This is a genomic window from Dactylosporangium sp. CS-033363, from assembly GCF_050942475.1.
Taxonomy (GTDB): Bacteria; Actinomycetota; Actinomycetes; order Mycobacteriales; family Micromonosporaceae; genus Dactylosporangium.
Genome location: NZ_CP192032.1, coordinates 4867854 through 4893110, shown reverse-complemented (window position 1 = coordinate 4893110; position 25257 = coordinate 4867854). Strand labels below are relative to the sequence as shown.

General features: G+C 71.8%; 25 protein-coding genes. 10 read left to right on the top strand and 15 right to left on the bottom strand.

The features are described 5' to 3' along the window. Positions 1 to 26: 26 nt before the first annotated feature. The 7 genes from ACQPZ4_RS22685 to ACQPZ4_RS22655 form a co-directional block, all read right to left on the bottom strand. On the bottom strand, positions 27 to 2939 hold the full coding sequence (locus ACQPZ4_RS22685) for a CBM35 domain-containing protein (RefSeq protein ID WP_433064567.1): 2913 nt from the start codon (positions 2937 to 2939) through the stop codon (positions 27 to 29). A gap of 173 nt (positions 2940 to 3112) precedes the next feature. Continuing rightward, positions 3113 to 5461 (bottom strand): choice-of-anchor D domain-containing protein, encoded by a 2349-nt coding sequence (locus ACQPZ4_RS22680; RefSeq protein ID WP_433064564.1) that lies wholly within the window; start codon positions 5459 to 5461, stop codon positions 3113 to 3115. An 8-nt stretch (positions 5462 to 5469) separates the two neighbouring features. Further along, positions 5470 to 6339 (bottom strand): carbohydrate ABC transporter permease, encoded by an 870-nt coding sequence (locus ACQPZ4_RS22675; protein ID WP_433064561.1) that lies wholly within the window; start codon positions 6337 to 6339, stop codon positions 5470 to 5472. A 10-nt stretch (positions 6340 to 6349) separates the two neighbouring features. Continuing rightward, positions 6350 to 7288: a carbohydrate ABC transporter permease gene (locus ACQPZ4_RS22670; RefSeq protein WP_433064558.1), complete on the bottom strand. Its 939-nt coding sequence runs from the start codon at positions 7286 to 7288 to the stop codon at positions 6350 to 6352. Continuing rightward, positions 7289 to 8659, bottom strand: a complete 1371-nt coding sequence (locus ACQPZ4_RS22665; RefSeq protein WP_433064555.1) for an ABC transporter substrate-binding protein — start codon at positions 8657 to 8659, stop codon at positions 7289 to 7291. A 314-nt stretch (positions 8660 to 8973) separates the two neighbouring features. Next, entirely contained in the window at positions 8974 to 9234 is a 261-nt protein-coding gene (locus ACQPZ4_RS22660; protein WP_433066611.1) for a DUF4235 domain-containing protein, read from the bottom strand. Between the two features lie 62 nt (positions 9235 to 9296). Then, positions 9297 to 9698, bottom strand: coding sequence for a winged helix-turn-helix transcriptional regulator (locus ACQPZ4_RS22655; RefSeq protein WP_433064552.1), 402 nt, complete (start codon positions 9696 to 9698; stop codon positions 9297 to 9299). A gap of 69 nt (positions 9699 to 9767) precedes the next feature. Between ACQPZ4_RS22655 and ACQPZ4_RS22650 the strand changes: the two genes are divergently transcribed. The 4 genes from ACQPZ4_RS22650 to ACQPZ4_RS22635 all read left to right on the top strand — a co-directional run bounded on the left by ACQPZ4_RS22650 (position 9768) and on the right by ACQPZ4_RS22635 (position 12426). Then, entirely contained in the window at positions 9768 to 10352 is a 585-nt protein-coding gene (locus tag ACQPZ4_RS22650) for a dihydrofolate reductase family protein (protein WP_433064549.1), read from the top strand. A gap of 43 nt (positions 10353 to 10395) precedes the next feature. Next, a complete protein-coding gene (locus ACQPZ4_RS22645) occupies positions 10396 to 11523 on the top strand; it encodes a sigma-70 family RNA polymerase sigma factor (RefSeq protein WP_433064547.1) in 1128 nt (375 codons plus the stop codon). A 13-nt stretch (positions 11524 to 11536) separates the two neighbouring features. After that, positions 11537 to 11707, top strand: a complete 171-nt coding sequence (locus tag ACQPZ4_RS22640) for a hypothetical protein (RefSeq protein ID WP_433064544.1) — start codon at positions 11537 to 11539, stop codon at positions 11705 to 11707. 167 nt (positions 11708 to 11874) lie between these two features. Further along, positions 11875 to 12426 carry a hemerythrin domain-containing protein gene (locus tag ACQPZ4_RS22635; protein ID WP_433064541.1) on the top strand — a complete coding sequence of 184 codons (552 nt, stop codon included), beginning with the start codon at positions 11875 to 11877 and terminating at the stop codon, positions 12424 to 12426. A 54-nt stretch (positions 12427 to 12480) separates the two neighbouring features. Here the strand turns inward: ACQPZ4_RS22635 and ACQPZ4_RS22630 are convergent, their stop codons facing one another. Beyond that, positions 12481 to 12945 carry an SRPBCC family protein gene (locus ACQPZ4_RS22630; RefSeq protein WP_433064538.1) on the bottom strand — a complete coding sequence of 155 codons (465 nt, stop codon included), beginning with the start codon at positions 12943 to 12945 and terminating at the stop codon, positions 12481 to 12483. Between the two features lie 167 nt (positions 12946 to 13112). Here ACQPZ4_RS22630 and ACQPZ4_RS22625 point away from each other — a divergent pair, with 167 nt between their 5' ends. Together ACQPZ4_RS22625 and ACQPZ4_RS22620 are read left to right on the top strand one after the other, a co-directional pair. Further along, a complete protein-coding gene (locus ACQPZ4_RS22625) occupies positions 13113 to 15563 on the top strand; it encodes a PAS domain-containing protein (protein ID WP_433064536.1) in 2451 nt (816 codons plus the stop codon). Between the two features lie 90 nt (positions 15564 to 15653). Next, positions 15654 to 16916, top strand: coding sequence for a sugar efflux transporter (locus ACQPZ4_RS22620; protein ID WP_433064533.1), 1263 nt, complete (start codon positions 15654 to 15656; stop codon positions 16914 to 16916). Here ACQPZ4_RS22620 and surE read toward each other — a convergent pair. Genes surE through ACQPZ4_RS22605 form a run of 3 tightly spaced genes read right to left on the bottom strand, consistent with a single transcriptional unit; the run spans position 16849 to position 20003 of the window. Then, entirely contained in the window at positions 16849 to 17643 is a 795-nt protein-coding gene (surE, locus tag ACQPZ4_RS22615) for a 5'/3'-nucleotidase SurE (RefSeq protein WP_433064531.1), read from the bottom strand. The two genes, ACQPZ4_RS22620 and surE, sit on opposite strands and share 68 nt — an antisense overlap. After that, positions 17640 to 18575, bottom strand: coding sequence for a PfkB family carbohydrate kinase (locus ACQPZ4_RS22610; protein ID WP_433064528.1), 936 nt, complete (start codon positions 18573 to 18575; stop codon positions 17640 to 17642). The genes surE and ACQPZ4_RS22610 overlap by 4 nt, the downstream gene beginning before the upstream one ends. 18 nt (positions 18576 to 18593) lie before the next feature. Further along, positions 18594 to 20003: an FAD-dependent monooxygenase gene (locus tag ACQPZ4_RS22605; protein ID WP_433064525.1), complete on the bottom strand. Its 1410-nt coding sequence runs from the start codon at positions 20001 to 20003 to the stop codon at positions 18594 to 18596. A 21-nt stretch (positions 20004 to 20024) separates the two neighbouring features. Here ACQPZ4_RS22605 and ACQPZ4_RS22600 point away from each other — a divergent pair, with 21 nt between their 5' ends. Beyond that, entirely contained in the window at positions 20025 to 20606 is a 582-nt protein-coding gene (locus ACQPZ4_RS22600) for a TetR/AcrR family transcriptional regulator (RefSeq protein ID WP_433064523.1), read from the top strand. A gap of 2 nt (positions 20607 to 20608) precedes the next feature. Continuing rightward, positions 20609 to 21034, top strand: coding sequence for a VOC family protein (locus ACQPZ4_RS22595; protein WP_433064520.1), 426 nt, complete (start codon positions 20609 to 20611; stop codon positions 21032 to 21034). Here ACQPZ4_RS22595 and ACQPZ4_RS22590 read toward each other — a convergent pair. Together ACQPZ4_RS22590 and ACQPZ4_RS22585 are read right to left on the bottom strand one after the other, a co-directional pair. Next, a complete protein-coding gene (locus tag ACQPZ4_RS22590; protein ID WP_433064517.1) occupies positions 21015 to 21374 on the bottom strand; it encodes a nuclear transport factor 2 family protein in 360 nt (119 codons plus the stop codon). The two genes, ACQPZ4_RS22595 and ACQPZ4_RS22590, sit on opposite strands and share 20 nt — an antisense overlap. Positions 21375 to 21386: 12 nt before the next feature. Further along, the gene (locus tag ACQPZ4_RS22585; RefSeq protein ID WP_433064515.1) at positions 21387 to 21698 is read right to left on the bottom strand and encodes a hypothetical protein; all 312 of its coding nucleotides are present in this window, start codon (positions 21696 to 21698) and stop codon (positions 21387 to 21389) included. A gap of 457 nt (positions 21699 to 22155) precedes the next feature. Between ACQPZ4_RS22585 and ACQPZ4_RS22580 the strand changes: the two genes are divergently transcribed. Together ACQPZ4_RS22580 and ACQPZ4_RS22575 are read left to right on the top strand one after the other, a co-directional pair. Beyond that, on the top strand, positions 22156 to 22881 hold the full coding sequence (locus ACQPZ4_RS22580) for a hypothetical protein (RefSeq protein ID WP_433064514.1): 726 nt from the start codon (positions 22156 to 22158) through the stop codon (positions 22879 to 22881). 62 nt (positions 22882 to 22943) lie between these two features. Beyond that, positions 22944 to 24197, top strand: a complete 1254-nt coding sequence (locus ACQPZ4_RS22575; RefSeq protein WP_433064511.1) for a hypothetical protein — start codon at positions 22944 to 22946, stop codon at positions 24195 to 24197. On the opposite strand, the gene ACQPZ4_RS22570 is transcribed toward ACQPZ4_RS22575, so the two are convergent. After that, on the bottom strand, positions 24194 to 24823 hold the full coding sequence (locus tag ACQPZ4_RS22570) for a cytidylate kinase family protein (RefSeq protein ID WP_433064508.1): 630 nt from the start codon (positions 24821 to 24823) through the stop codon (positions 24194 to 24196). The two genes, ACQPZ4_RS22575 and ACQPZ4_RS22570, sit on opposite strands and share 4 nt — an antisense overlap. Before the next feature lie 3 nt (positions 24824 to 24826). Next, entirely contained in the window at positions 24827 to 25252 is a 426-nt protein-coding gene (locus ACQPZ4_RS22565; protein WP_433064505.1) for an organic hydroperoxide resistance protein, read from the bottom strand. Between the last annotated feature and the right edge of the window lie 5 nt (positions 25253 to 25257).

Below are 25257 nucleotides of genomic sequence, written 5' to 3'. Positions count from 1 at the left end.
GAGCGTCTCCCCAGTGGTTGTACGGTTTACCAGCCCGAGTTGCCCGGGCCGCGGGTGATCGAGAAGCCGCCGGGGTTGTTGAGCCCGCCGGAGGCGGCGCCGGTGACGGTGACGTAGTTGGCGGTCAGCGCGCCGGTGACGTTGTAGACGTCGATGCCCCAGGTGCCGGCGCCGCTGATGGTCACGTGGTCCAGCAGCAGGTTGCCGATGCGGTGCCCGTAGCTGAGCAGCACCGCCTGGTAGGTGCTGTCCAGGATGGTGGTGTCGGTGACGGTCACCGGGGTGGTGATGTCGGACTGGTCGGCGTAGATCCACAGCGCGCCGAGGTTCGACGCCCAGTTCGGCTCGTAGCCGCCGGTGCGGGTCAGGGTGTTGCGGCTGGCCGTGGTCGGGCCGCTGAACGGGATGCCGAACCGGCTGCTGATCGCGATGCCGGACGCGCCGGTGACCGTGTCGGAGAGCAGGTTGTCGGAAACCACGTTGCCGCTGCCGCCGTAGATGCCGACCGCGTTGGCCAGCAGCGGGGTCTGGACCGTGTTGAACGTGTACTTCGAGTTCGTCACCGGGTTCGTCTGCGAGAACATCGCCAGGGCGTCGTCGCCGGTGTTGCGCACCGCCGACTGGTCGATCCGGGTGTTCTGCACGACGCCGTCGCGCGAGTTGAGGTTCACGCCGTCGGCAAACGTGTTCGCGATGCGGATCGCGGCCGCGTAGAGCCCGTCGGTGCCGGCGGAGATCCACATGCCGGTCTTGGTGTGCTCGATGCGCACGTCGAACAGCAGCGAGCCGGTGCCGAAGTTGCCCTCGATGCCGGTGTCGAAGTTCGTGTCGTCGCGGTAGGTGACGTCGCCGGAAACCGTCAGGTCGGCGATGGTGACGCCGGAGCCGGTCGCGAAGAAACCGCCCTTGCCGTTGCGTCCCTTGAGCGTGCTGTACCACTGCCCGGCGCCCCGGACCGCCACCCCCTGCACGTTGACCCGGCCGGTGATGTCGAACGTGCCGGCCGGGATCCACACGCCCTTGCCGGCCGCGCGGGCCGACGCGATCGCGTTGTTGATCGCGGCGGTGTCGTCGCTACCGTCGCCCGACGTGGCCCCGGAGGACGTGATCGACACGAAGTTGGCCGGCATGGCGAAGGCGGCCGCGACCTGCTCGGCGTCGACGACGTCGATGGTGTAGCTGCTCGCCGTGTCGCCGGCGTCCTTCTGCAGCTTCAGGACGGTTCCGGCCGGGAAGTCGCCGATCGTGGCCCGGGTCTCGTCGAAGAAGTGGTGGGCCGAGCCCTGCGACGGGACGTTCGTGTACGGGTAGGCGCCGTACACCCACGAGTACCGCGAGGTCAGCGTGATGTCCTTGACGTGCGTGCCGTTCGCGTACAGCGAGATCGGCGCACTCGCCCCCGCCCCGTCCCCGGAGTCCGGGATCGAGTAGCGGATGGTCAGCGCGTTGGCCGGCTTCGACAGCGTGAACTGCACGTACTGCCCGGTCGCGGTCAGCTGCACCGCCGAGCGGCCGGTCGCCTCGCTGGCCATCGTCAGATAGGTCCGGCTGGCCGCCAGCTTCGAGCCGTTCGTGGAAGCGTCCGCCGCCCGGTACTCCGTGTACGGCATCGTCGCCCCGCGGGCCGCCAGCGCCAGCCCGCCGTCAACGGTGATGACATCGACGTTGACCCCGCCGTTGTCACCGCTGTCGACCTGCCAGCCGATGAGGTTGACCCCCGCGCGCAGCGTCACGGTCTGCGTGGCGGTCAGCCACCCCGACCCGGCCGGCAGGCTCACCTGCCCGATCTTGATCCCGTTGACGTACTGCGAGAGCGTCCGCGCCGCACCCGACGCGTTGCCGTACCGGAGCCCGACCTGGCGCGCCCCGGCGGCGGGAGCGTTCACGGTCGCGATGACCCGCGCGCCGACACCGGTGAACCCGGTGAGATAGCCGGTGCCGCTGTAGCCGCCGGTGCTCGACGCCACACTCGGCCCGCTCGAGAAGAACGCGGCCTCGGCCTCATACGAACGGCCGGAGCCGGTCGGCGGCGGCGAGGTCGAGGCGGAAGGAGACGTGGAAGGCGAAGGCGAAGCCGCCGCACCCACGGAAAGATTGTCGAGGTTCACGTTGCCGGAGTCCGTGGCGTCGAACCGGTACGCGACGGTGTTCGACGAGCCGGTCAGCGACACACTCTCGGTCGCCGTCCCCCACGTGTCCCAGTTCGCCGTCGCCGGCAACGAGATCTGCCGCAGCCGAGCGCCGTTGACATACAGCGACAACGTGCGAGAAGACCCGGTCCCGTTGGCGTACCGCAGCGTCAGCGACGACGTCGCCGGCACCGTGAACGTCGTCGAAGCGTTGCCCTTGTTGCCGTCCGTGTACCCGCCGACGAACCCGGTCCCGGTGTACCCGGAGTGGTCGGTCGCCACCGAGGCGCCCCCGGACAGCACCGCGTTCTCCGCTTCGAGTCCACTCGAAGCGGCCGACGACACGGTGAGGCTGTCGAGGTTCACGTTGCCGGAGTCGGCGCTGTCGAACCGGTACGCGACGGTGTTCGACGAACCGGTCAGCGACACGCTCTCGGTGGCGGTCCCCCACGTGTCCCAGTTGGCGGTGGCGGCCAGCGTGATCTGCCGGAGCCGCACCCCGCCGACGTACAGCGACAGGGTCTTCGCCGACCCGGTCCCGTTGGCGTACCGCAAGGCAAGCTGGTTGCCCGCCTGCACGGTGAACGTGGTGGCGGCGTTGCCCTTGTTGCCGTCGGTGTACCCGCCGACGAACCCGGAGCCCGTGTAGCCGGTGTGGTCGGTCGCGGTGACGGCACCGCCGGACAGGGCGGCCGACTCGGCCTGGTAGGTAGCGGTGGCCGCGTCGGCGGGACGGGCGACGAGGGCGATGGCGGCGCCCCCGAGCACCACGGCGATGGCGGTCGCCGCGGTGATCAAACGTCGATGCATGGTGTCCTCCCTCCAGAGAACGGAAATCCAAGAACGGAAAATCCAAGAGGAACGGAAAATCCAAGAGGAACGGAAAATCCAAGAGGAACGGAAAATCCACGAGGAACGGAAAATCCACGAGGAACGGAAAATCCACGAGGAACGGAAAATCCACGAGGAACGGGAACGGAACCTCAGTGCGCGTAGACCTCGAGCTCCGAAAGCTGCGCCGCCGGCCACCCGCTGTTCCCGGTGAACGTCAGCGTCAGCGTCCGAAGCGCCGTAGGCGGAAACGAGATGGTGACCGCGTTGCCGGTGTCAGGATCGAGCGTGTAGTCAGCGGCGGGGACAACGCCGTCGACCGCGATGGTCTCCGTGCGCGCCCCCCAGTTCGCCGGCAGCTTCAGCACCAGCCGGGAGACGGTCCGCGAAGACCCGAGATCGAGCGTGACGGTCTGCGGAAACGCGTTGTTGGCCGACTCGAAGTACGTACCCGGGTCCCCGTCGATGAGGTTGGCCGGCCCGGTCCAGGACAGCGCCTGCGAGCTGGACGTGATCTGCTGCCCCAGCGCCAGGTTTCCGTCGGGATCGAACCCGACCCCGCGGACGGCGACCACGTACGGCCCGGCCGGCGAGCTGGTGTCGACCATGATCCGCTCGGCGAACACCCCGGCGTGATCGGGGTCGAAGGTGACCGTCACGGTGCACGACCCGCCGACCGGAATCGTCGCGCACGCCGACGAGACGGCATAGCCGGCCGGCGCCCGCAGCGCGTGCACGACGATCGGCGCCGGCCCCGGGTTGGCGATCGTGAACGTCTTCGTCCCGGCCGTGTGCAGCGCCTGGTTGCCGAAGTCGAGGCTGTCCGCGCTCAGCCGCAGCGCCCCCGCCGCCGGGAACCCGCACCGCGCGCTCGTCCACCCGAGGTTCCCGGCGCCGCGGTCAACCACGAAACCCGAGCCGCAGTCGTACCGCCCGGCCGCCCCCAACCCCGCCGCGACCACCCAGGACATGCGCGCCGACCCGGGCGCCTGCAGCTGCACCGCGAACGTCCCGGCCCGCACGATCGCGACCCGATCGAGGCGTACGTTGTCGATGCGCTGCCCGACAAACTGCACCGCCGCGAACGGACTGTCCACGATGGACACGTCATGCACGTCGACCGCACCGGTCATCGGCGCGTCGGCGGCGTAGAACCACAGCGCCCCGATCTCCTCCGGCGGGTTCGGCACCAGGTTCCCGGCCCGCAGGATCAGGTTGCGGGCGATGGTGGTGGTGCCGGCGAGCGGTACCGCGCCGAAGCGGTTGCCGACGTGCACGCCGCCGCCCTGGGTGACGGTGTCGGCGGCCACGCTGTCGGTGACCGCGTTGTCCCGCCCGCCGTAGATCGCGAACGCGTTGGCGAGCAGCGGCGCGATGACGGTGTCGTGCACGAACGCGTTGTCGTGGTCGGCGTTGCCGTCGGACCACATGGCCAGTCCGTCGTCGCCGGTGTTGCGCACGAACGTGTCCCGGATGACCGTGTGGGCGACGCCGTTGTGCAGGTTCACGCCGTCGGCCATCGTGTCCTGGATGCGGGCGTGGCTGACGGTCAGCCCGTCGCTGGGCCCGTCGAACCACATGCCGACCTTGGTGTGCTCGATCCACACGTTGTCGACGGTGGACCCGCCGCCCATGGTGCCGCCGAGGCCGCTGTCCGATGTGGAGTCGTCGCGCACCACGGTGTCCCCGGCGATCGCGAAGTCCGCGAGGTGCACGGCCGCGCCGCCGGCCCCGTAGACGCCGACGCCGGCCCCGCGCAGCACGGTGTGCCACGGCCCGGCGCCCCGCAGCGTCACGGTGTTCACGGTCAGGTGCTGCTGGACCCGGAACACGCCGGCCGGCAGCCACACGCCGCGGCCCTGCTGGGCCCCGGCGTCGAGCGCGGCCTGGATCGCCGCCCCAGAGTCGGCTACCCCGCTCGGATCGGCGCCGAAATCCCGCACATCGAGGAACCCGGCCGGGCGGGCGGACGGCCCGCCGGCGAGCTCGAAGTCGGCCAGGTCGAGCACGACCGGCGCGGTGGCCGTGAACCGGACCTTCGACCCGGCGGGCAGGGTCCGGCCGAGCAGCGCGTGCACGTCGTCGAAGTAGTGGTGCTGGCCCCCGTCGGCCGGGTTGTTCGTGTACGGGAAATTGCCGTACACGTGCGACCACCGCGCGGTGAGCGGCAGCTCCACGCCGGTCGACACGCGCAGCTTCGAGTCGGGACTCCCGTCCGGTACCGAATAGCGCACGTTGACCGCGTCCGCCTTGGACTGCAGCGTGAACTCGACCCACTGCCCGGCCCGCAGGCTGACCGCCCGGCGCCCGGACGCCTCGGCCGCGAGCTGGGTGAAGGCGAACGAGGGCCCGACCCGGCCGCCGTTGGAAAGAGCGGACTCGGCCTCGTAGGTGGTGAACGGGACATCGGCGCCGGGCTTTTCCGGAGAAGAGGCCGAGGCCGGCGTGGGGTACAGGATGATGGCAGCGAAGATCGCCGCCGCAAGCATGCGACGTGACATCAGCAGAATCAGCCCTTCAGGCTGCCGGTGGTGAGGCCGGACATGATGTTCTTCTGGAAGATGAGGAAGAACACGACGGTCGGCACGGCGGCGATGACCGCGCCGGCGATGACGACGTTCTGGGTGAGGCCCTGCGAGAAGGCGTAGATGCCGACGTTGACCGTCCGCGTCTCCTGCGACGGCTCCACCAGCAGCGGCCACAGGAAGTCCTTCCAGATGGCCGTCAGCGAGAAGATGGACACGACGCCGAGGATCGGCCGGGAGATCGGCAGCACGATCGACCACAGGGTGCGCAAGGGTCCGGCGCCGTCGATGGCGGCCGCGGCCATGAGGTCCGCGGGTATCGAGTCGAAGAACCGCTTGAGCAGGAAGATGTTGAAGGCGTTGGTGACCGCCGGCAGCCAGATCGCCCACGGGGTGTCGATGAGGTTCCAGTGCAGCAGCGGCAGGTCGATGGCGGTGACGTACTGCGGGATGACCAGCACCGTCGACGGGATCATCAGCGTGGCCAGCATGAGCCCCAGGAACACGTTGCCGAAGGCCGGGCGCAGCTTGGAGAACGCGTAGGCCGCCGCGACGTCGAAGACCAGCTGGAAGGCGAGCGCGCCGAACGCGTACCAGACGGTGTTGAGCAGCAGCCGCCCGAGGCTCAGGGCGGTCCACGCCTCGGCGTAGTTGCCGGGCTGGGGGTCGTGCGGGACCAGCGTCGGCGGGATCTGGGCCACCTCCGGCCCGGACTTCAGCGCGCCGGTCACCATCCAGTACAGCGGGCCGATGAACACGACGGTGAACAGGACGATGACGAGCGTGACGACGAGCCAGTAGACGCGGCGGGCCCCGGTGCGCTGCAGCCGGGCGGTGGAAATCAGGGTGCGCATCTGGTACCGCCTAATCCTGCTTCGGGCTCAGCCGCGCATAGGCGACGGAGAATCCGGCCAGCACGACCATGAGCATCACGCCGAGCGCGGCGGCGCCGTTGAGGTCGTTCTGCTTGAACGCGTGCTGGTACATCAGGTAGACCACCGATGTCGCCGAGTCCTCGACGCCGGCGCCGCCGGCCAGGATCAGCGGCTCGATGAAGACCTGCATCGTGGCCACGACCTGCAGCAGGAACATCAGCGACAGGATCAGCCGGGTCTGCGGCACCGTGACGTGCCAGAGCCTGCGCAGCAGTCCGGCCCCGTCCAGCTCCGCCGCCTCGTAGAGCTCGCCGGGGATGTTCTGCAGCGCCGCGAGGTACACGAGGATCGAACTTCCGACGTTCATCCACGTGGACGCGATGACGAGCGAGGGCTGGGTCATCGCCGTCGACTGCACCCACTGTGACGTGGGCAGGTGCAGCAGGTGCAGCAGGTAGTTGAAGATGCCGGACTGGCCCGGGTCGTAGGCCCAGCGGAACAACAGCAGCGCCGAGGCGGGCGGCAGCATTACCGGCAGGTAGACCAGCGCCCGCAGGTAGCCGCGGGCGTGGCGCAGCTCGTTGAGCAGCACCGCGATGAGGAACGGCAGCGCGTAGCCGATGACCAGCGCGAGCACCGTGAACGTCGCCGTGTTGCGCCACGCCGCGGCGAAGCTGGGGTCGTGCCACAGCCGCACGTAGTTGTCCCAGCCGACCCAGGTGGTGACCCCGCGCCGGGTGCGCTGGAAGCTCATCACGATCTCGCGAACCATCGGGTACCACGAGAAGAACGCGAAGCACACCACCGCCCCGGCGAGAAAGCCGTGCCCGGTCAGGTTGTGCACCAGGCGGCGTTGCCAGAGGCCCCGGGCCTTCGGGACGGCGCGGGCCGGTCGCACCGCGCCTTCGAGCCGGACCGCGCCGTCCACTCAGGACTCCTGGGACAGGATCGTGTTGACCTTCTGCTCGGCCGTGGCCAGCAGCGCGTTGATGTCGGCGCCGGGCTGGGTGAGCACGGCGGACATCGCGGCGTCGAGCACGGCGTAGATCGCCTGGGCCCGCGGCGGCTCGGCCTTGATGGTGAGCGGGCTGTTCGCGTAGGGCGCGTAGTCGGCCAGGTTCAGGTTGCTGTTGGCCTTCTTGAGCTCGTCGTCCTGCTTCTGCACGTCCGAGCCCGGCTTCCAGATGAGCGGCTCGGGCAGGCCGACGGGGACGCCCATGCCCTTCTGGGCCACGTAGTTGAACTGGCCCTGGCCGGGCGTGAACTCCTCGAAGGCGAGCCACTGCAGGCCGGCCTTGATCTGGGCCGGGGTGAGGCCCTTCTTGAAGAAGTACCCGCTGCCGCCGCCGAGGGTGGACTTGGCCGCGCCGTTGTCGCCGGGCATCGGGCCGATCGCCCAGTCCTCGTACTGGCCCTTGAACTGGGTCACGATCGTCTTGATGGTGTCGGGCGCGCCGACGTACATGCCGACCTTGCCGGCCCCGGCGTTGGTGAGCAGGTCGGCCCACTGCAGCAGCTGCTTCTCCCCGACGCTGTTGTCGGTGAAGCGCATGTCCTTGAGCTGCTGCAGGACGGCCTTGCCCGCGTCGGTGTTGAAGGCGGCCTTCTTGCCGTCCTCGCTGACCACGGAGCCGCCGCGGGAGTACAGGGCGGCGGAGAAGTGCCAGCCGCCGGTGTTGCCCGCGCTGTACTCCTGGTAGCCCGCGATGCCGTTGCCCAGCGCGCCGATCTTCTTGGCCGCCGCGGCGACCTCCTGCCAGGTGGCCGGCGGCTTGTTCGGGTCGAGGCCGGCCTGCTGGAAGAGCTTCTTGTTGATGACGAGGCCGAGGCCGTAGCCGGCGTAGCCGATGCCGTAGAGCTTGCCGTCCTCGATGAACGGGTCCTTGATCGCCGGCAGCACGTTGTCCCAGTTCGGGATCGTCTCGGCATTGACGTACTTGGTGATGTCCTCGACCGCGTTCGCGTCGAGCACCTGGTCGAGGTCGGTCATGTAGCCGTAGAAGACGTCGGCCTGGGTGCCGCCCTGCAGCCGGGCGGTGAAGTCCGGCGGGTTGTTGCACTGGCTGCCGACCGAGATGGTCTTGACGGTGACGCCGGGGTGCGCCTTCTGGAAGGCGGCGACATCGTCGTTCCACAGCTGCAGCGACTTGCCGTCGTTGTCGGTCTTCTGCGGCGGGCAGTCGACCGTGATGGTCGTCGGCCCCCCGTCGGCGGTGTCGTCCTTGCTGTCACCGCAGGCGGCGAGCGAGGCGGCCCCGAGCGCGACGACGAGCGCCACCCGGAGTGCTTTTATCGACATCGATCTATCCCTTCAGGCGGACGGGATGCGGGAGAGGAATGTGTTTCGTCTTGGTGTCGGGAACAGTACGACCGCGCGTGACAGAAGTCCAGCGTTTGTTGCAAAAACTGGACGAGAAAGACGGCCTTCGGCGCACGTTGCCAACGCGCTTCCGCAGGTGGTTCGCGGTCAGCCGTTTTCGCCCGACCGAAATAGGCGGTAATTGCCGTCGTTATCTTGCGCAATTCCTGACGTCAAGATCGCAAATGTTTGCATGGCACAAAAAAGCGCCCCGGCCGCATGGGGTACGGCCGGGGCGCTGTCGAATGCCGGGATCAGCCGGGCCAGTACCCGGTGGCGCGGCGCACGCCGACCGCCCCGGCGCGGTCGACCGCCGCCTTGACCACGGCGAAGATCGCGCCCTGCAGCGCCGCGGCGAGGAGGATCTCGCCCCAGCCGCGGTCCTCGTCGGTCGCGTTGGGCGCGTCGTCGTCGCGCCCGGCGACCTTCCACACCTGCTTGAAGACGAGCCCGGCCACCATGCCGGCCCCGGCGCCGAGCAGGATCCCGACCGGCTTGTAGGCCAGCTTCGCCATCCGCCCGCTCATGTGTCCCTCCCGATGCGTCTCATCGCTCGGTTGCCCGGGCCGCGGGCCGGTCAAACCGCGCCGAGGTGCCGCGCCCGCAGGTCGTCCATGAGCTCGTCGACGCGCGCCGGGCCACGCCACGGGTCATGCTCCGCGGCGGAGCCCGGGCGGAACTCGAGGCCCCAGTCGCCCAGGGCGCTCAGGATCGGCAGCGTGCGGATGCCGGCCTCGGTGAGGTCGAAGCGGGCGCGCTGGCCGCGGGCGGCGGTGCCGCGGGTCAGCAGGCCCGCGTCGAGCAGCCGCTTGAGCCGGTCGGCGAGGATGTTCGAGGCGATGCCCTCGGCCGATCCGGTGAGCAGCGCCCGGAAGTACCGCCGGTCGGCGAAGATCACGTCGCGCAGGACGAGCAGCGTCCAGCGATCCCCCAACACCTCGACGGCGGCGGTGATCGGACCTGCGGACGGTGGTTCCACGACGCCTCCTTGACACGGGTTCGACCCTCAATATAGTAGTTGCAGATCGCAATCACTATGGGGGCGCGGATGGGCCGGTTCTTGTACTGGATGAACGTCTCCGTCGACCTGCGCATCGAGCAGGTCCCGGGCGACAACGGGGCCGGCGAGTGGCTGCGCATCGACGAGGAGCTGCACCGCGAGTTCAACGCGCGGGCCAAGGAGCTCGCCCTCATGGTCCAGGGCCGGGTCGTCTACGAGGTCATGGAGGAGTACTGGCCGCGCGCCCGTACCGACGAGTCGCTGCCCGAGGTCATGCGCGAGTACGGCCACATCTGGACCGACGCGCCCAAGGTGCTCGTCTCGCGGACCCGCACGGAGGCCGGCCACAACACCCGGATCATCGGCGGGGACGACGCCGTCGAGCGGCTCGCCGACCTGCGCGCGCAGACCGAGGGCACGATCGGCGTGGGCGGCGCGACGCTCGCCACCCACCTGCTGCGCGCCCGGCTGCTCGACGAGCTGCTGCTGTTCACGCACCCGGCGATCCTGGGCTTCGGCCGCCCGCTGTTCGACGACTACGACCGGCCGATCGAGCTCGACCTGCTCGAGCAGCGCGCGTTCCCGCAGGGCGTCACCATGCACCGCTACGCGATCCAGGGCACCCGCGAGTAAGACACGTGTTTGAAGTATTTGCCGCAAGGCAACTACAGAGGCCATGGACCTGCAGGTCGCACTGTCGGTGCGCCGGGACGAGTCGCTCATCGAGGTATCGGGCGTGCTCGACTACGCCTCGGCGCCGTACCTGCGCCAGGTCGTCTACGAGCGCTTCGACGCCGGCTCCCACCTGATCACCCTCGATGCGGCCCGGCTCCGGCTGATCGACGCGGCCTCCATCAAGGTCCTGCTCTACCTGCGGGAACGCGCCGAGCGGGCGGGTGGCGAGCTCCGCCTGACGGACGCCCGCGGCACCGCCCTGGCGGCGCTGGAGATCGCCGGCGTGGCGAAGGAGCTCGATGCCTACGGCGCGCCCGGCTGGCCCGTCGAGCAGCGCGAGAGCATCGCGGTCGACCTCGGCACCCTGCACATCGGGCACGGACACTGGCCCGTGGGCGCCACCGAGTTACTGCAGCGGTTGTACTCCCTGAGCCCGGCCGACCCCCGCCGCTCCCGCCTGCGCGACGAGGTCATCACCCTGTGCCTGCCCGCCGCCCGGAACCTGGCCCGCCGCTACGCCGGGACGGGCGAGCCGGCCGGTGACCTCGCCCAGGTGGCGGCGCTCGGGCTGGTCAAGGCCGTCGACGGCTTCGACCCGGCGCGCGGCATCGAGTTCGGCGCCTACGCCAACCCGACGGTGACGGGCGAGCTCAAGCGGTACTTCCGGGACCGTACCGGCGCCGTGCGCATCCCCCGCCGCCTGCAGGAGCTGCGGCTCGCGCTGAACACGGCGCGCGAGGAGCTCGGCTCGCGGCTCGGCCGGCCGCCGACCGCGGAGGAGCTCGCCGTCCACCTCGGCGCCACGGTGGCGGAGATCGGCGAGGTCGAGCGGGCCGGGCACCTGCAGCGGCCGATGTCGTTCGACGCGCCGGGCGGCCCGGGCCAGGACGAGGCCGGCCTGGCCGACCTGGTCGGCGGCGAGGACCCCGGCTTCGAGCTGGCCGACCTGCGCGCCTCACTGCCACCGGCGATCGCCGGGCTGCCGGAGCGCGAGCAGCGGATCATCGCGCTGCGCTTCTACGGCAACCTGAGCCAGAACGAGATCGCGGCCCGGCTGGGCGTGTCCCAGATGCACGTCTCGCGATTGCTCACCCACGCGCTGGGATTCCTGCGCCGCCGCCTGTCCTGACGGGACATCGGCGATGGACGGACGGGCCGAGCGGCTGCGGGCGTACCTCGCCTTCGCCGACCGCGCCCGCATGCGGTCGCAGCGGGCCGCCCAGGTCGCCGACCGGGCCCGCGAGCGCTCGGCCGACGCCCGGGAATACGCCGTGGAGGCCGCCGAACGGGTCCGCGACCTGCGCGATCGCTGAGCGTCAGGGCCTGAGCAGCACCTTGACCGTGCCGCGACGCTTCTGCTGGAACGCCTCGTAGGCGGCCGGCGCCTTGTCGAACAGCACCATCCCCGGGCGAGCCGTTTGTTACCCCGCGACGGCGCCGGGTAATGGGCGGCCCCTCAACGGCCACGGAGGGAGCTCGGGTGGCGCAGGACGAGCAGGCGGACGTCGTGGACGTCCTGGTGGCCCAGCACGCCGAGATCCGGGCGCTGTTCAACCGGATCGCGGGCACGCGGGGCGAGGAGAAGCGCGAGCTGTTCCACGACCTGGTCCGGCTGCTGGCCGTGCACGAGAGCGCCGAGGAGCAGATCGTGCACCCGGCGGTCCGTTCCGCGCTCGGGGATGCCGGGGACCCGGTGGTCGACGCCCGCCTGCACGAGGAGGCGGCGGCGAAGCGGGCGCTGTCGGCGCTGTACGACCTCGGGGTGGATCATCCGGCGTTCAACGAGCGGCTGGCGCTGTTCGCCGAGGAGGTGGTCGTGCACGCCGCCCTCGAGGAGGCCGAGGAGTTCGCCGAGCTGCGGCGCACCACCGACCCGGCCACGCTGCGGCGGATGGCGGACGTGTTCGTCGCGGCGGAGCAGGTCGCGCCCACCCGGCCGCACCCCGCCGCCGGCGAGTCGGCCCTCGTGAACATGCTCACCGGCCCGCCGGCCGCGGTGTTCGACACAATCCGGGACGCGCTGCGGCAATAGGCGACGGCCCCGCACCTGCGATGTGCAGATGCGGGGCCGGTTTCGTCCGGGCGATCAGGCGCCCGGGCGCGGTACGTCGCCGCGCCACGCGCCGGTGCTCTGGCCGCGCTGCTCGATGAACTCCTTGAACCGCTTGGTGTCGGCCTTCACCTGCATCGAGTCGGCGCCGACGGCGCTGCCCGCCTTCTCGACCACGCCCTGCGGCTGCCAGTCCAGCTGCACGGTGACCCGGGTGTCGGCGTCGCCGAGGCGGTGGAACGTCACGACGCCCGCGTGCTTGGTGTCGCCGTCCGTGCTCTTCCAGGCGATCCGCTCGTCCGGGTGCTGCTCGGTGATCTCGGCGTCGAACTCGCGCCGCACCCCGGCGACCTTGGTCACCCAGTGGGTGTGCCGGTCGTCGAGCTGCCGGATGGACTCCACGCCGCTCATGAACTGCGGGAAGGACTCGAACTGGGTCCACTGGTCATAGGCCGTGTGCACCGGGACGTGCACGTCAACGGACTCGGTGACCGTGCTCATGTCAACCTCCTTGCCGATTTCGCTGTACATCGTTCGAGTGCCCGGCCCGCGCCGGGGAAAACGTGCGCGTGCTCACGAACCCCGGACCCGGACGTCCGTCGATGCCCCGGCGCCCGCTCGGGTACAGCGCGTTTGCCCTGTTCACAATGGGGGTAGTCGGGCCCGCCGTGACATCGGTTGTTGACTCCATCCTGCGCGATCCGGTGCGCGTGGCGGCGGTCGCGCGGGCCCGGCGGCTCGCCCCGGCGCTGCCGATGCCGCTGGACGCGCTCGCCGGCCTCGCCGCGCGGCTGCTCGGCGCGCCGATGGGCCTGGTGACGTTCGTCGGCGCCGACGAGGAGCACGTCGCCGGCGCGTACCGGCTTCCGGCGCCCTATCCCGCGGGCCGGTTCGTGGTGTCGGCGGACGGCCCGGTCAGCGAGCCCGACCTCGGCGGCGACCCGCTCGCGGCGCACTGCGGCGTGCGCTCCTACCTCGGCGTGCCGCTGCGCGACGGCGAGGACCGGGCCGTCGGCGCGCTCGCCGTCCTCGACAGCACGCCCCGGGACTGGACCGCGCGGCAGCAGGCGACCCTGGCCGAGATCGCGCACCTGCTCAACCCGGTTCCCGTCGAGCCGGCGCCCGGCATCGAGCGGGTGGCCGGGCTGGACAGTGCAACGCTGCTGGACAGCGTGCACGAGGCCTTCGTCGCGGTCGGCCCCGACGGCACCGTGGTCGCCTGGAACCGCGCCGCCGAGGAGCTGCTCGGCTGGCCGGTGGCGGAAATCTGCGGCCGGTCGCTGGCCGGGACGGTCCTGCCCCACTGGGGCGCCGACGCGGTCGGTGCGGCCCTCGACCGGCTGTTCGCGGGGCCGGCGGGCCTGCCGGTGGAGCGGCTCGCGTCGGTGTGCCACCGCGACGGTCACCAGGTGCCCGTGCGGCTGTCGCTGTCCCTGCTGCGCGGGTCCCGGGGCGCGCTCGGGTGCGCGTTCGTCACCGACCGCAGCGGCGAGGTCAGCGCCACGAGCGACGCCGAGCAGGAGCGCGGGTTCGTCGAGGCCCTGCTCGACAGCCTCCAGGTCGGGGTGCTGGCCTGGGACGCGGGCGGGCAGGTGGTGCGCTGCAACCCCGCCGCCCGCGAGCTGTTCGGGCTGCCGTCGGCGCTGCCGGCCGCCGGGTTCCTGCAGGAGGCGCAGCAGCGGTTGTACCACCCGGACGGCACCCCGGTCGCGCCCGGCGACTTCGGCCGGCGCGCGCTGGGCGGGGCGCACGTGCGGGACGTGGACCTGGTCGTCGGGTATCCGGGGACGCCGGTGCGGTACCTGTCGGTCAACGCACAGCCGCTGCGCGGGGCCGGCGGCCGGCCGGTCGGCGCGGTCGCCGCGGTCAGCGACGTCACCCAGCAGCGGCGGACCGAGCGCTTCCGGGCCTGCGAGCTCGACGTGGCCCGGACCCTGGCCGCCGCGGCCGATCTGACCGAGGCCGCCCCGGCCCTGCTGACCGCGGTCGCGGAGGCGCTGGGCTGGCCGATGACCGAGCTGCGGCTGGTCGACGGGGTCAGCGACTCGCTGCGGCTCATCGGACGGCACGCCCGCCCGGACGTCGACGCCAGCGCCCTCACCGACGGCCCGCTGCACCGCGGCGAGGGCGTCAGCGGCACCGTGTGGGCGACGGGCCGGGCGGTCTGGGTGTCCGACCTGCAGCACAGCGCGATCCTCGACGATCCGGCCACCCGGGCCCGCGCCGACGCCTACCAGGACGCAGGCGTCCGGGCGATGCTCGGGGTGCCGATCACCGACGGCCCCCGGGTCGTCGGCGTCCTGGCCGGGTTCGCCGACACCAGCGAGCACGACCAGCCGCTGATCAACGGGCTGCTCGCCGGGGTGGCCGGGCAGCTCGGGCTGTTCCTGGCCCGCCAGCGCGCCGACGACCTGGGCGGGGAGCTGGCGCGGACCCGGGACGACTTCGTGGCCCTGGTGGGGCACGACATGCGCACCCCGCTGACCACCATCGCCGCGTACACCCAGTTGCTGCTCGACGATCCCACGCCCCGCCCGAGCATGGACCTGGAGCTGCTGCAGGGCATCGAGCGCAACAGCGCGCGGCTCAAGGCGCTGGTCGACGGGCTGCTCGACCTGGCCGCGCTGGAGGCCGGGCACCTCTCGCTGAGCACCCAGGACGTGGACCTCACGGCCGCCGTCGCCGCCGCCCGCGACGGCGCCGAAGGTCTCGCGGGGCAGGCCGGCGTCGCGGTGCGCGCCGACCTGGCCGCGGACGTCCGCGTACCCGGCGACCCGGCACGCCTGCGGCAGCTCGCGGCTCGCCTGCTCACGCACGCCATCGGCGCCGGCCACTACGGCAGCGAGGTGCGGGTCGAGCTCGGCGTCACCGACGGGGCCGCCCAGCTGGCCGTCACCGGCACCGGCGCGCTCGCCGGGGGTGCCGACGTCTTCCAGCGCTTCTCCTCCGCCAACACGACCGGCGTCGGCGACACCGCCACCGGCGTCGGGCTGGCCATCGCGCGGATCATCGCCGAGCGCCACCGGGGCACCATCGCCATCGCCGAGCACCACCACAGCCCGGTCACCACCACGGTCACGGTCCGGCTGCCGATGCGCTCCAACGGGTCCGCGGCGTGAGCGGCCCGCGCCGCTCACGTGCGCCGGGGAGCTGACGGCCCGCACCGGCCGACCCGGAAACCCGCTTCTCATGACCGGTAAAGTGACGGTATGACGAGCACCCTCCGGCCGCCGCGGTCCGGTCTGCGCGGGCTGAGCCCGGCCCTGATCCCGCTGGGGGTGATGTTCCTGGCGGTCGGCATGTCGACCGCCGTGGTCTACCCGTTCCTGGCCCTGTTCCTCAGCACCGACGTGCAGGCCGGCCCGGCCCGGGTCACCGCCTTCCTGTTCGTCGCCCCGCTCGCGGGCGTGCTCGTCACCCAGCTCATCGGGCGGCTGTCGGACCGCGGGCCGTACCGGCGGCGGATCCTCGTCACCGCGGCCCTGGCCGGCATGGCGGGCACCGGGCTGACCGCCGTCGTGCGGGACTACTGGGTGCTGCTCGGGCTGACGGTGACCGCGACCGCGCTGTCGGGCTCGCTGTTCCCGCAGACCTTCGCGTACGCCCGGCAGGTCCTCGAGCGCGACAGCCCCGGCCGCGCGGCGCTGGGCATCAGCGCCATGCGGACCGTGTTCTCGCTGGCCTGGGTGGGCGGGCCGGCCCTGGCCGCGGTGCTGCTGGACGTCGGCGGGTTCCGGCTGCTGTACGCCACGGCGGCCGGGCTGTACCTGGTCGCCGCACTGGTCGCGGCGCTGCGCCTGGAGACGATCGGGCCGCCGGCGCCCGTCGACGACGCCGGGCCGGCCGCGCCGCTGAAGCTGTCCCGGGTGCTGCTGGTGGCCACCGTGGTCGCGTTCGTGCTGCTGCAGACCCCGATGACGCTCGCCGTGCAGGCGCTGCCGCTGTTCATCAGCGAGGACCTGCACCGCGACGCCTCGGCCGCCGGCCTGATCCTGGGCCTGTGCGCGGCCCTGGAGATCCCGCTCATGCTCGGCCTGGGCGTGCTGACCACCCGGATCCCGGTGCGCACGCTGATTCTCGTGGGCTCGGCGGCCGGTGTCGTGTACTACGCGCTGGCCTGGACCGCCCCGAACCTGTGGGTCCTCGCGGCGGCCCAGCCGGTCAACGCGGTGTTCATCTCGGCCGTGTCAGGGGTCGCCATCACGTACATGCAGGACCTGATGCCGGACCGGCCCGGGCAGGCGACGACGCTGTTCACGAACACGTTCCCGATCGGCGCGACGCTCGCCGGGCCGCTGCTGGGCGTCTCGGCCCACTTCGGCTACCGCACCGCCTACGGCATCACGACCGTCGTGTGCGCGGCCGGCCTGCTGGTGCTGCTGCTGGCCCGCCCGAGGCGCCGGGTCAGTCCGCCCGCCACTCCGTCGGAGGTTGCAGTGCCGGATGACGCACCGGCGGTACCACGGCCGTGATCGTCGCATAGCCCTCGCCCAGCAGGGCGATGTCCGAATCCGGGATGCGCTCCTCGCCGCGCTCCTTCAGCGCCGTGCGCACGAAGCCGGACCCGTGCTCGGCCAGCGTCATCTGCACCTGCCCGAACGGGGCGAGGGTGGCCGGGCGCAGCCCCGCGATCCCCTCGACGGGCCGGTCCGGAACGTTGAGATTCAGCGCGGTACCGGCGGGGGCCTCGAAAAGCCAGTCGAGCAGCCCGACGGCGATCGTGGCCGCCGCGGGCCAGTTGCGGCGGTCGTCGTCGACCGCCGGGAGGGCGTTGAGGGCGACCTCGCCGAGGATGTCCAGCGACACCGCCATCCCGCGCAGCCCGTCGCCCGCCCCGGTGAGCACCGCGCCGACGGTCCCGGAGTGCAGGATCGCGTGCCCGGCGTTGGCACCCCGGTTGATCCCGGACAGCAGCACGTCGGGCCGCTCCCCGAAGGCGCCCAGCCCGGCCAGCACGGCGATGTAGGCCGGGGACGCCTGCACCGAATGGACCGGCACCCCGTCGAGGCCGTCCAGGGCGACCGTCTCGTAGAGCAGCCGCCCCTCCCGCACGGTCGCGCTCAGCGCGGTCCCGGCCCCGCTGACCTCGGTGTGCGGGGCGGCGACGACCACGTCGTGGCCGGCTTCGCGCACCTGGCGGGCCAGGTGCCGGATGCCCGGCGCGGCCACCCCGTCGTCGTTGGTGATCACGATTTTCATGACATGTCCAGCGGTTCCAGCCGGGTCCGCCCGACGAGCTCGCGGACGGCGTCGCCGCGCCCGCTGCCCAGCCCGTGCCGGGTCACGTTGAGCGCGCCGGCCGCGGCCCCGGTGCGGATGGCCTCCTCGATGTCGCCGCCCTTGGCCAGCACCGCGGCCACCCCGGCGCTCATCGAGTCCCCGGCCCCGCGATGGTCCACCACCTGCAGTTTCGGCACGTGTACCGTCACCGCTCGGTCGTCGCCGAGCAGCGCCAGGGCCGGGTCGCCCGCCCGGCTCACCAGCACCGCCCCGGCCCCCTCGTCCCGCAGCTGCCGGGCGGCGTCCACGAGTGCCGGCACGCTGTCGTCCTTGGCCCGCCCGTCGTCGATGAGCTCCTCGTGGCTGACCTTCACGACCGCGACCCCGCCGGCGACGACCGCGGCCAGCAGGTCCCCGGACAGGTCGGCGACCGCGGTGCCGCCGTTCGAGCCCAGGTCGGCGGCGAGGCGCCGGTACGCGTCGGCGTCCACGATCGAGTGGTCGGCCGGTCCGCTCAGCACGCTGACGTCGGCCCGCAGCCCCTCGATGAGCGCCGTGTTGTACAGCTCGTCGAGGTCGTGGCGGGTCATCGGCGGGCCGGGGTGCTCGGCGATCTCGGTGCGCTGGCCCTTGCGGCGGTCGTGGACGTACCAGCCGCTCTCCTCGCCCCGGGTCACCGCGTGCAGGGCGATCGACGGGTCGAGCCGGCCGATGACGTCGCTGAGCACCTGCCCGATCTCGCCGCCGACGCTCACGCACAGGCTGACCTCGCAGTCCAGCGAGGCCAGCATCCGCGCCTGCCACACGCCCTGCCCGCCCGCGTGGACGTGCAGCTCCTCCTGCCCGGCCTGCCGCTCGATCGTCACCGTCAGGACCGGGGCGGGGGCGAACACCATGACCTTGCCGTTCATCCCCGACCTATGCCCTCCTCAGGCTCGGCCGAACCAGGTTTCCAGCGCCTTCTCCAGGCCTCCCAGGTCCTCCCCGCCCCAGGCCACGATGCCGTCGGGGCGGATCAGCAGGCTCTCCGGGCCCGGCTCCACGCGCACCCGTCCCGCGGCGATCCGGCCCGCCGCGCCGTCCGCCGTCGCGTCCAGCAGGAGCCCGCCGGGCGTACGCAGCAGCTCGTAGAGGCGGGCGTCCCCGACCGGCCGGTCGGCCGCGACCCGTCCGGCCTCCGGGTGGTCGCTCGCCATCGGGTACGGCCGGTCGACGCCCGTCATCAGCCGCGAGACGTGCACGTTCGGCTCGTCGTAGGCCAGCAGCTCGGCGAACAGCTCGCGCAGCGCGGAGGTCTGCGGGTCGGGCCGCATGAGCGCGATCTGGGCCCGGGTGTTGGCGAGGGCGGCCGCCGCGACCGGGGCGCGCTCCTCGAAGTAGGTGTCGAGCAGGCCCTCGGGCGCCCGGCCGGTGACCGTCGCGGCCAGCTTCCAGCCGAGGTTCGCCGCGTCCTGGAAGCCCAGGTTGAGCCCCTGCCCACCGAACGGCGGGTGCACGTGCGCGGCGTCACCGGCGAGGAGGACGTTGCTCGTGCGGTACGAGATGGCCTGTCTGGTGTTGTCCGTCCACCGGGTGCCGGTGAGCAGCCGCTCGACGACCACGTCGGTGCCGGTGACCCGGCGCAGGCTCGCCTCGATCTCCTCGCGGTCCAGCGGCCGGTCCCGGTCGGCGGGCGGCCCGTCGAACTCGACCGTGAGCACGCGCTGCGGCCCCGGCCCGTGGACGACCATCCCGGTGCCGGTGCGGTGCCAGCCCTTCTGCAGCGGGTTGGGCTCGGCGAGCTCGACCAGCGCCTGCCGGCCGGTGATGGTGGCCTCGGTGCCCTCGAACCCGAACCCGGCCAGGCGGCGGATCGTGCTGCGGCCGCCGTCGCAGCCGACGACGTACTTCGCCCGGACGGTCGTCGCTCCCCCGTCGTGCTCGACCGTGACCCGCTCTCCGTCGAGCCCGGTGACCTCGTGGCCTCTCACCACTGGGATGCCCATGGCCTCGACGTAGGTCTGCAGCACGGCCTCGACGTCCGGTTGCTGGGCGAAGATCGGCATGGTGCGCAGCTCGGGGGCGCCGCGCAGGACCCAGAGCCCGGCGAAGTGCCCCAGCGGCGGTGCCCCTTTGAACATGCTGAGGTCCGGCTTCGGAAAGGCGTCGAGCAGGCCGCGCTGGTCGAACACCTCGGCGGACGTCGGACCGACGGAGCCGGCCTTGATCTGCTGGGAGCGCTCGGCGAGCCGCTCCACCACGACGACGTCCACCCCGCCGCGGCGCAGCTCTCCGGCGAGGAACAGCCCGACCGGCCCGGCGCCGACTACCATCACGTCGTACGAATCTTTGAGTTCCACAAAATTTAGGGTAACCCAAAAATGCTTCGTGAGGAAAAGAAGGCCCGCGCCAGGGCCGCGATGGCCGACGCGGCCGCCGACCTCTTCGCCGCGAACGGCTACGACGCGGTGGCGATGACCCAGGTGGCCCGGGCGGCCGGGGTGTCCGAGCAGACGTTGTACAACTACTTCCCGACCAAGGAATCGCTCGTCTTCGACCAGGCCGAGCTGTTCGAGTCCACCATGCTGCAGATGCTCGCCACCCGCGACGGCGACCTGCTGTCCGCCTACCGCCACTGGCTGGACGCCTTCCTGCTCGGCCCCGCGGCCCGCCGCGCCCTGGACAACCCCGGCGGCATGGTCCGCCTGGTGGCCGGCAGCGACACCCTGCGCCGCGTCCTGCTCGACCTGGCCCACCGCGTGTCCACGACGCTGGCCGAGCGCCTGGTCCGCGACGAGTCCTACTCGTCTTTTGCGGCGACCGTGTTCGCCGATGCCCTGCTTGGAGTCTTCGTCCGTACCGTCCTGCGCTTGGGCGCCGCCCGCAACGCCCGCGCGATCCCGGCCATCACCCGCCAGGCCCACGAATCCCTCGAGGCGCTCCGCCCGCTGGTACGGTCGTGACCATGGAGCAGCGCATCACGCTCGTCACCCTGGGCGTCACCGACCTGCCGCGGTCCAAGGCCTTCTACGAGCAGCTGGGCTGGACCGGCCAGGAGGTCGACGAAACGGTCTTCATGCAGGCGGGCGGCTCGGCCCTGGTCCTGTGGAGCCGCGCCAAGCTGGCCGAGGACTCGGGCGTCGCGGACGGTGGTGCCGCGGGGTTCGCCGGCTTCACCCTCGCCCACAACGTCCGCTCCTCGTCCGAGGTCGACGACATCGTGGCCGCGGCCACCGCGGCGGGCGCGACCGTCACGCGACCGGCGTCGGAGACCTTCTACGGCGGGTACGCGGCGTGCTTCGCGGACCCGGACGGGTACATCTGGGAGATCGCGCACAACCCGGGCTTCAAGCTGGCCGCGGACGGATCCCTCACCCTGCCGGAGTTCTGATCTCCATCCCCTGTACCAGCGCGCCCCTGAATCGATAGACGTGCGTGACCGTCCCGTCGGCGATCAGCGCGTCGTCCTTGCCGCGCACGACTTGGTGGACCGTGACGGCGATCCGCCCGTCGGGCTCCGCGGCGAATCCTTCCGGCGTGACGGTGGGGTTGATCTCGGCCCACTGCCTGAGCCAGTAGTCGCGCACCCGCTCCCGTCCGTAGACGGTGCCGCCCTCCCAGCCGTTGGGCCACTCGACGTCCTCGGTCATGGCGTCGAGCAGCGCGGGAATGTCCCGCTCGTTGAAGGCGGTGTAGAGCTGTTCGAGGAGAGCTTGCTGCGGCGAGTCCATCGCTCAAGCCTGTCAGGAGAGCGGTGAGCGGTACAGCACCTCGACGAACATGACATCCTTGTGCACCACATCGAGGATGAGGTAGCCGGGCCACGGCGCGTCGAGGCAGACGTTGCGGTGGCCTTCGCCGTAAGCGCTCTTCGGCTTCGGTGCGGTGGAGAAGCTCTGGCAGAAGTCGTCCGCGCAGCCGCATTCCTCGACGATCCGCAGCCGGCCGACCTGCTCGGCCAGCCCTTCCTCGGACTCAGCCTTGAGCGCGGCGACGAGCTCGGCCGTGAAGACCGGCCAGGTGGTGCTGAGCAACGGCGGCGGTTGGTTCTGCACGAGAGCACAGGCTACGCGTGTCGTGCCCTCGCCGCTCGTACCGGCAGCGGGCCTCAACAACGCCCAGGCGAGGTCGTCGTGGCGGCGATAGGCTCCGGATCGTGCCGGACATCGCGGAGTTCGGAGCCGTGCAGGAGCGGCTGACCGAGGCGCCCCGGCCGACGGCGGCCGTCGGCGCGAGCCCGGACGCAGTGGCGCCCCTGTAGTCACACCGGCACCGCCAGGACGCATCGAGGAGGTTGCGGCGCAGATGACGCAACGAGACCGACCTCGCACCGCGTGGCGGCGACGCCTCGTGTGGACGACCGTGGCGGTCGTCGTCATCGCCGCCGTCATCCATGCCGGGCTCGGCCGGTGGTGGCCACCGCTGCCCTCGGCCGACCGCACGCCCTGGGTCACCTTCGAAACGCCTCGGGACGGCGACCTGCCTCGGCCGGGCCAGATCGGTGCGGGCCTGGTGGCCGCGGAGGCGAGACCGCCACGTGCGGACACGGGCGACGGGCGCATCACGCTGTACGCCGATTCCGCCGCACCCGACCCGCTGGCCGAGCCGACGCTGGCCGCGATCTCCTGGCCCGCCGACGACACGGGGTCGCTGCCCGGTTCGAGCGGCGGGCGGACAGTGTGGGTCAGCGGGCACCGCGCCACGGTCCAAGCAGTCGGCGGCGACATCTGGGTGAGCTGGCCCACCTGGACCGGGTCACCGGACGGCGGTCGCATGGCGGTGGTGGGACGCGGTCTGCGCGAGGCGGGAGTGATCGCGGCGGCCAGAAACGCCATCGGCGGCGATCAGCCCCGGATCAAGCGCTCCGGGCGTCCCGGCAACCTGCGGCCGGTCGGCACGGTCCGGACGAGCGCCGAGAGCCTCGCCTGGGCCGGGGCACGAGGGTACCTGTTTCCGACGGCGACCGGCGTCTCACAAACGTGGACGGGCGCGACGGCACGCCTCGATGTGACGGTCACGCGCGGCGGCCCGCCGGCGGATCTCTTCATCCGATGGTCGTCCGGCGGTCGCACCGTCCAGTTCGCGGGCTATTCGGCGACGGTCGTGGACGGCCAAGCCGATGCCGGCTCCAGGGCGCGAATCTGGACGGATCGGGGAAGGACCATCGCGGTACACACCGACGGCGTGACGCCGGCGCAACTCGACGAGATCATTGCCGACCTCCGCGCGAACCGCTGACGCGCGGAAGCAGTGTGGCAGGCCGTCTGTTCGAAGATCAACGAGTGCTGTAGCTTGCCTCCGTGATCAATGGGGAGCGGCCCGTCGAAGTGGTCGGCGTGCGTGGGTCGTTGCTGCCGCCGACGTTCACGCCGCTCGAACCCGAAGGGCCGCCGCCGAAAGGGCGGGGGTGGCTGTACGGGTTCATCTTCATTGCGCTCATCGGTGCGGTGCTCGTCGTCGGCCTCGGGCCCGTCCGGCCGAAGTCGCCGGCCGCCGCGCCTTCGGCCGAGCCGGCCGTCAGCATTGTCACCCGCGCGCTCGCGGAGCAGAGCAAGGCGCTGCTCGCCGGGGACCTCGGCGGCTTCCTCGGCCCCGTCGCCTCCCACCTCCGCAGTGAGTTCGTCCTCCGCTACGCGTCACTGCGCGAGCTCGGGGTCGCGGCGTGGACCGCGCAGCCCGCCGGCGAACTCCAGGACCTCGGCGGTTATCGCTGGAAAGTCAAGGTCGCCATCTCGTACTGTCTGGGCGCCGCCGACTGCGTGCCAGTGCAACTGCTGCTGCCCAGCACCTGGCTCGTCGTGGAAGGCAAGGCGCTCATCGCCGAGTTCCAGCAGACGGTACTGCCGTGGGACATGACGCCGTTGCGGGCCAAGGCCGGGCAGCGGGTCATCGTGGCGGCGCCGCTGCTGCTGGAGGGGCGGATCGCGCCCGTGCTCGCCGCGGCGGAGCGGGCCGCCGCGGTCGCCGACCGGTTCGCGCGCTGGGACGCGCCGCCCAAGCGGTACGTCGTCTACATCGCCGGCGACGACGAGTGGCAGCAGTGGTGGAACGGCGAGAGCGACGAGGAGGTCGACGGGTACTCCGAGGGCTCCTACGGCGTCGCCATCAAGGCCGACCTCGCCGACGAGCAGCTGCCAGGACTGCTGGCGCACGAGTTCACGCACGTCGTGAGCCTCGGCGACGAGTACGGCGACACCAAGGACTGGTGGCTCTACGAGGGCCTGGCCGAGTACGCCGCCGAGCGCGGGGGCTGGCCGCGCGGGCGGGTGCCGGCCGTGCGGCAGTACGTCAAGCACGGCTGGGACGGCTCGGTGACGCTCGGCGCGATGCCGGACGACGCGCCGGACGAGGTGTGGCAGGCGCGGTACGGCATTGCCCTGCTCGCCGTGCAGTGCCTGGCGAAGCGGTTCGGGGAGGACCGGATGCTGGACTTCTTCGCCGCCGTCGTGCGCGGCCCGTCCACCCCGGAAGCGGCGTCGCCCGAGGCGTTCGGCACGGACTGGGCGCCGGTCGCGGCCGGTTGTGTGACCGAAGTCAGAAACGCCCGCGCCTAGGTTTCCACCACGAAATCGGCGCGCTCGGCCGGACCCACCCGGGCGAAGTACAACTGCTGAGCCGGAATGTACCGCTCCCGCCAGCGCCGCTCGACGGCCGCCCGCGAGGAAACCCGCTGCTCACGCACCACGGCGCGCTCCACGGTCCGGTCGAACGCGACGGACAGGAAGACGCGCAACTCCCACCGGTCGAACAGTTCCGGCCGCAGCAGGAAGACCCCGTCGAACACCAGCACCGCGTCGGAGGGGGCGGTTCGGCGGGGCGGGGACAGTACGATATCGGCTTGGGGGTCATAGATCGCGACTTGGAACCGCCGATCCCCGCCAGGCCCCAGCGGATCGAGCAGCACCCGGTTGAGCGATTCATGGTCATGGGTGTCGAGGTAACAGCCCTCGGCCGAGAACTCGCCGCGGGCGTAGCGCCGGGCCCGCGGAAAGAGGAAGTCGTCGATCGTCGCGCGGATGACCTCCCGGCCCTGCGCGCGCAGGACCGCTGCCAGCTCGTCGGCGAGCGTCGTCTTGCCCGCGGCGGGCGGCCCGTCGATCGCGACCCGCGCCGGGTGGCCGGCCTCGATCGAGCCGACGGCCGCGGCCAGCCGGGCGACCACCTCGTCGCGGGTCCTCATGCCCTAGGACAGTATCCGCACCTCGACCGGAATGTTGCCGCGCGTGGCCCGGGAGTACGGGCAGACGGCGTGCGCCGCGTCCGCGAGCTCCTTCGCCGCGCCGGGCGCCACGTTGGGCAGCGCCACGGCCAGCGACACCGCCAGCCCGACGTTGCCGTCCTCCTCGTTGCCGATGCTGACGCGCGCGGTCACGGTCGAACCGCTCACGTCGGCCCCGGCCGGCCGCGCGACGAGCCGCAGCGCGCTGTGGAAACACGCGGCATACCCCGACGCGAACAGCTGCTCGGGATTCGCGCCCTCGCCGCTCCCCCCGAGCGCCGGCGGCATAGCGAGATCGAGGTCGATGCGCCCATCGGACGTCACCACGTGACCGTTGCGCCCATCACCCGTTGAAAGAGCCTCGCCGGTGTACAAGATGTGCATCGTCATGCCGC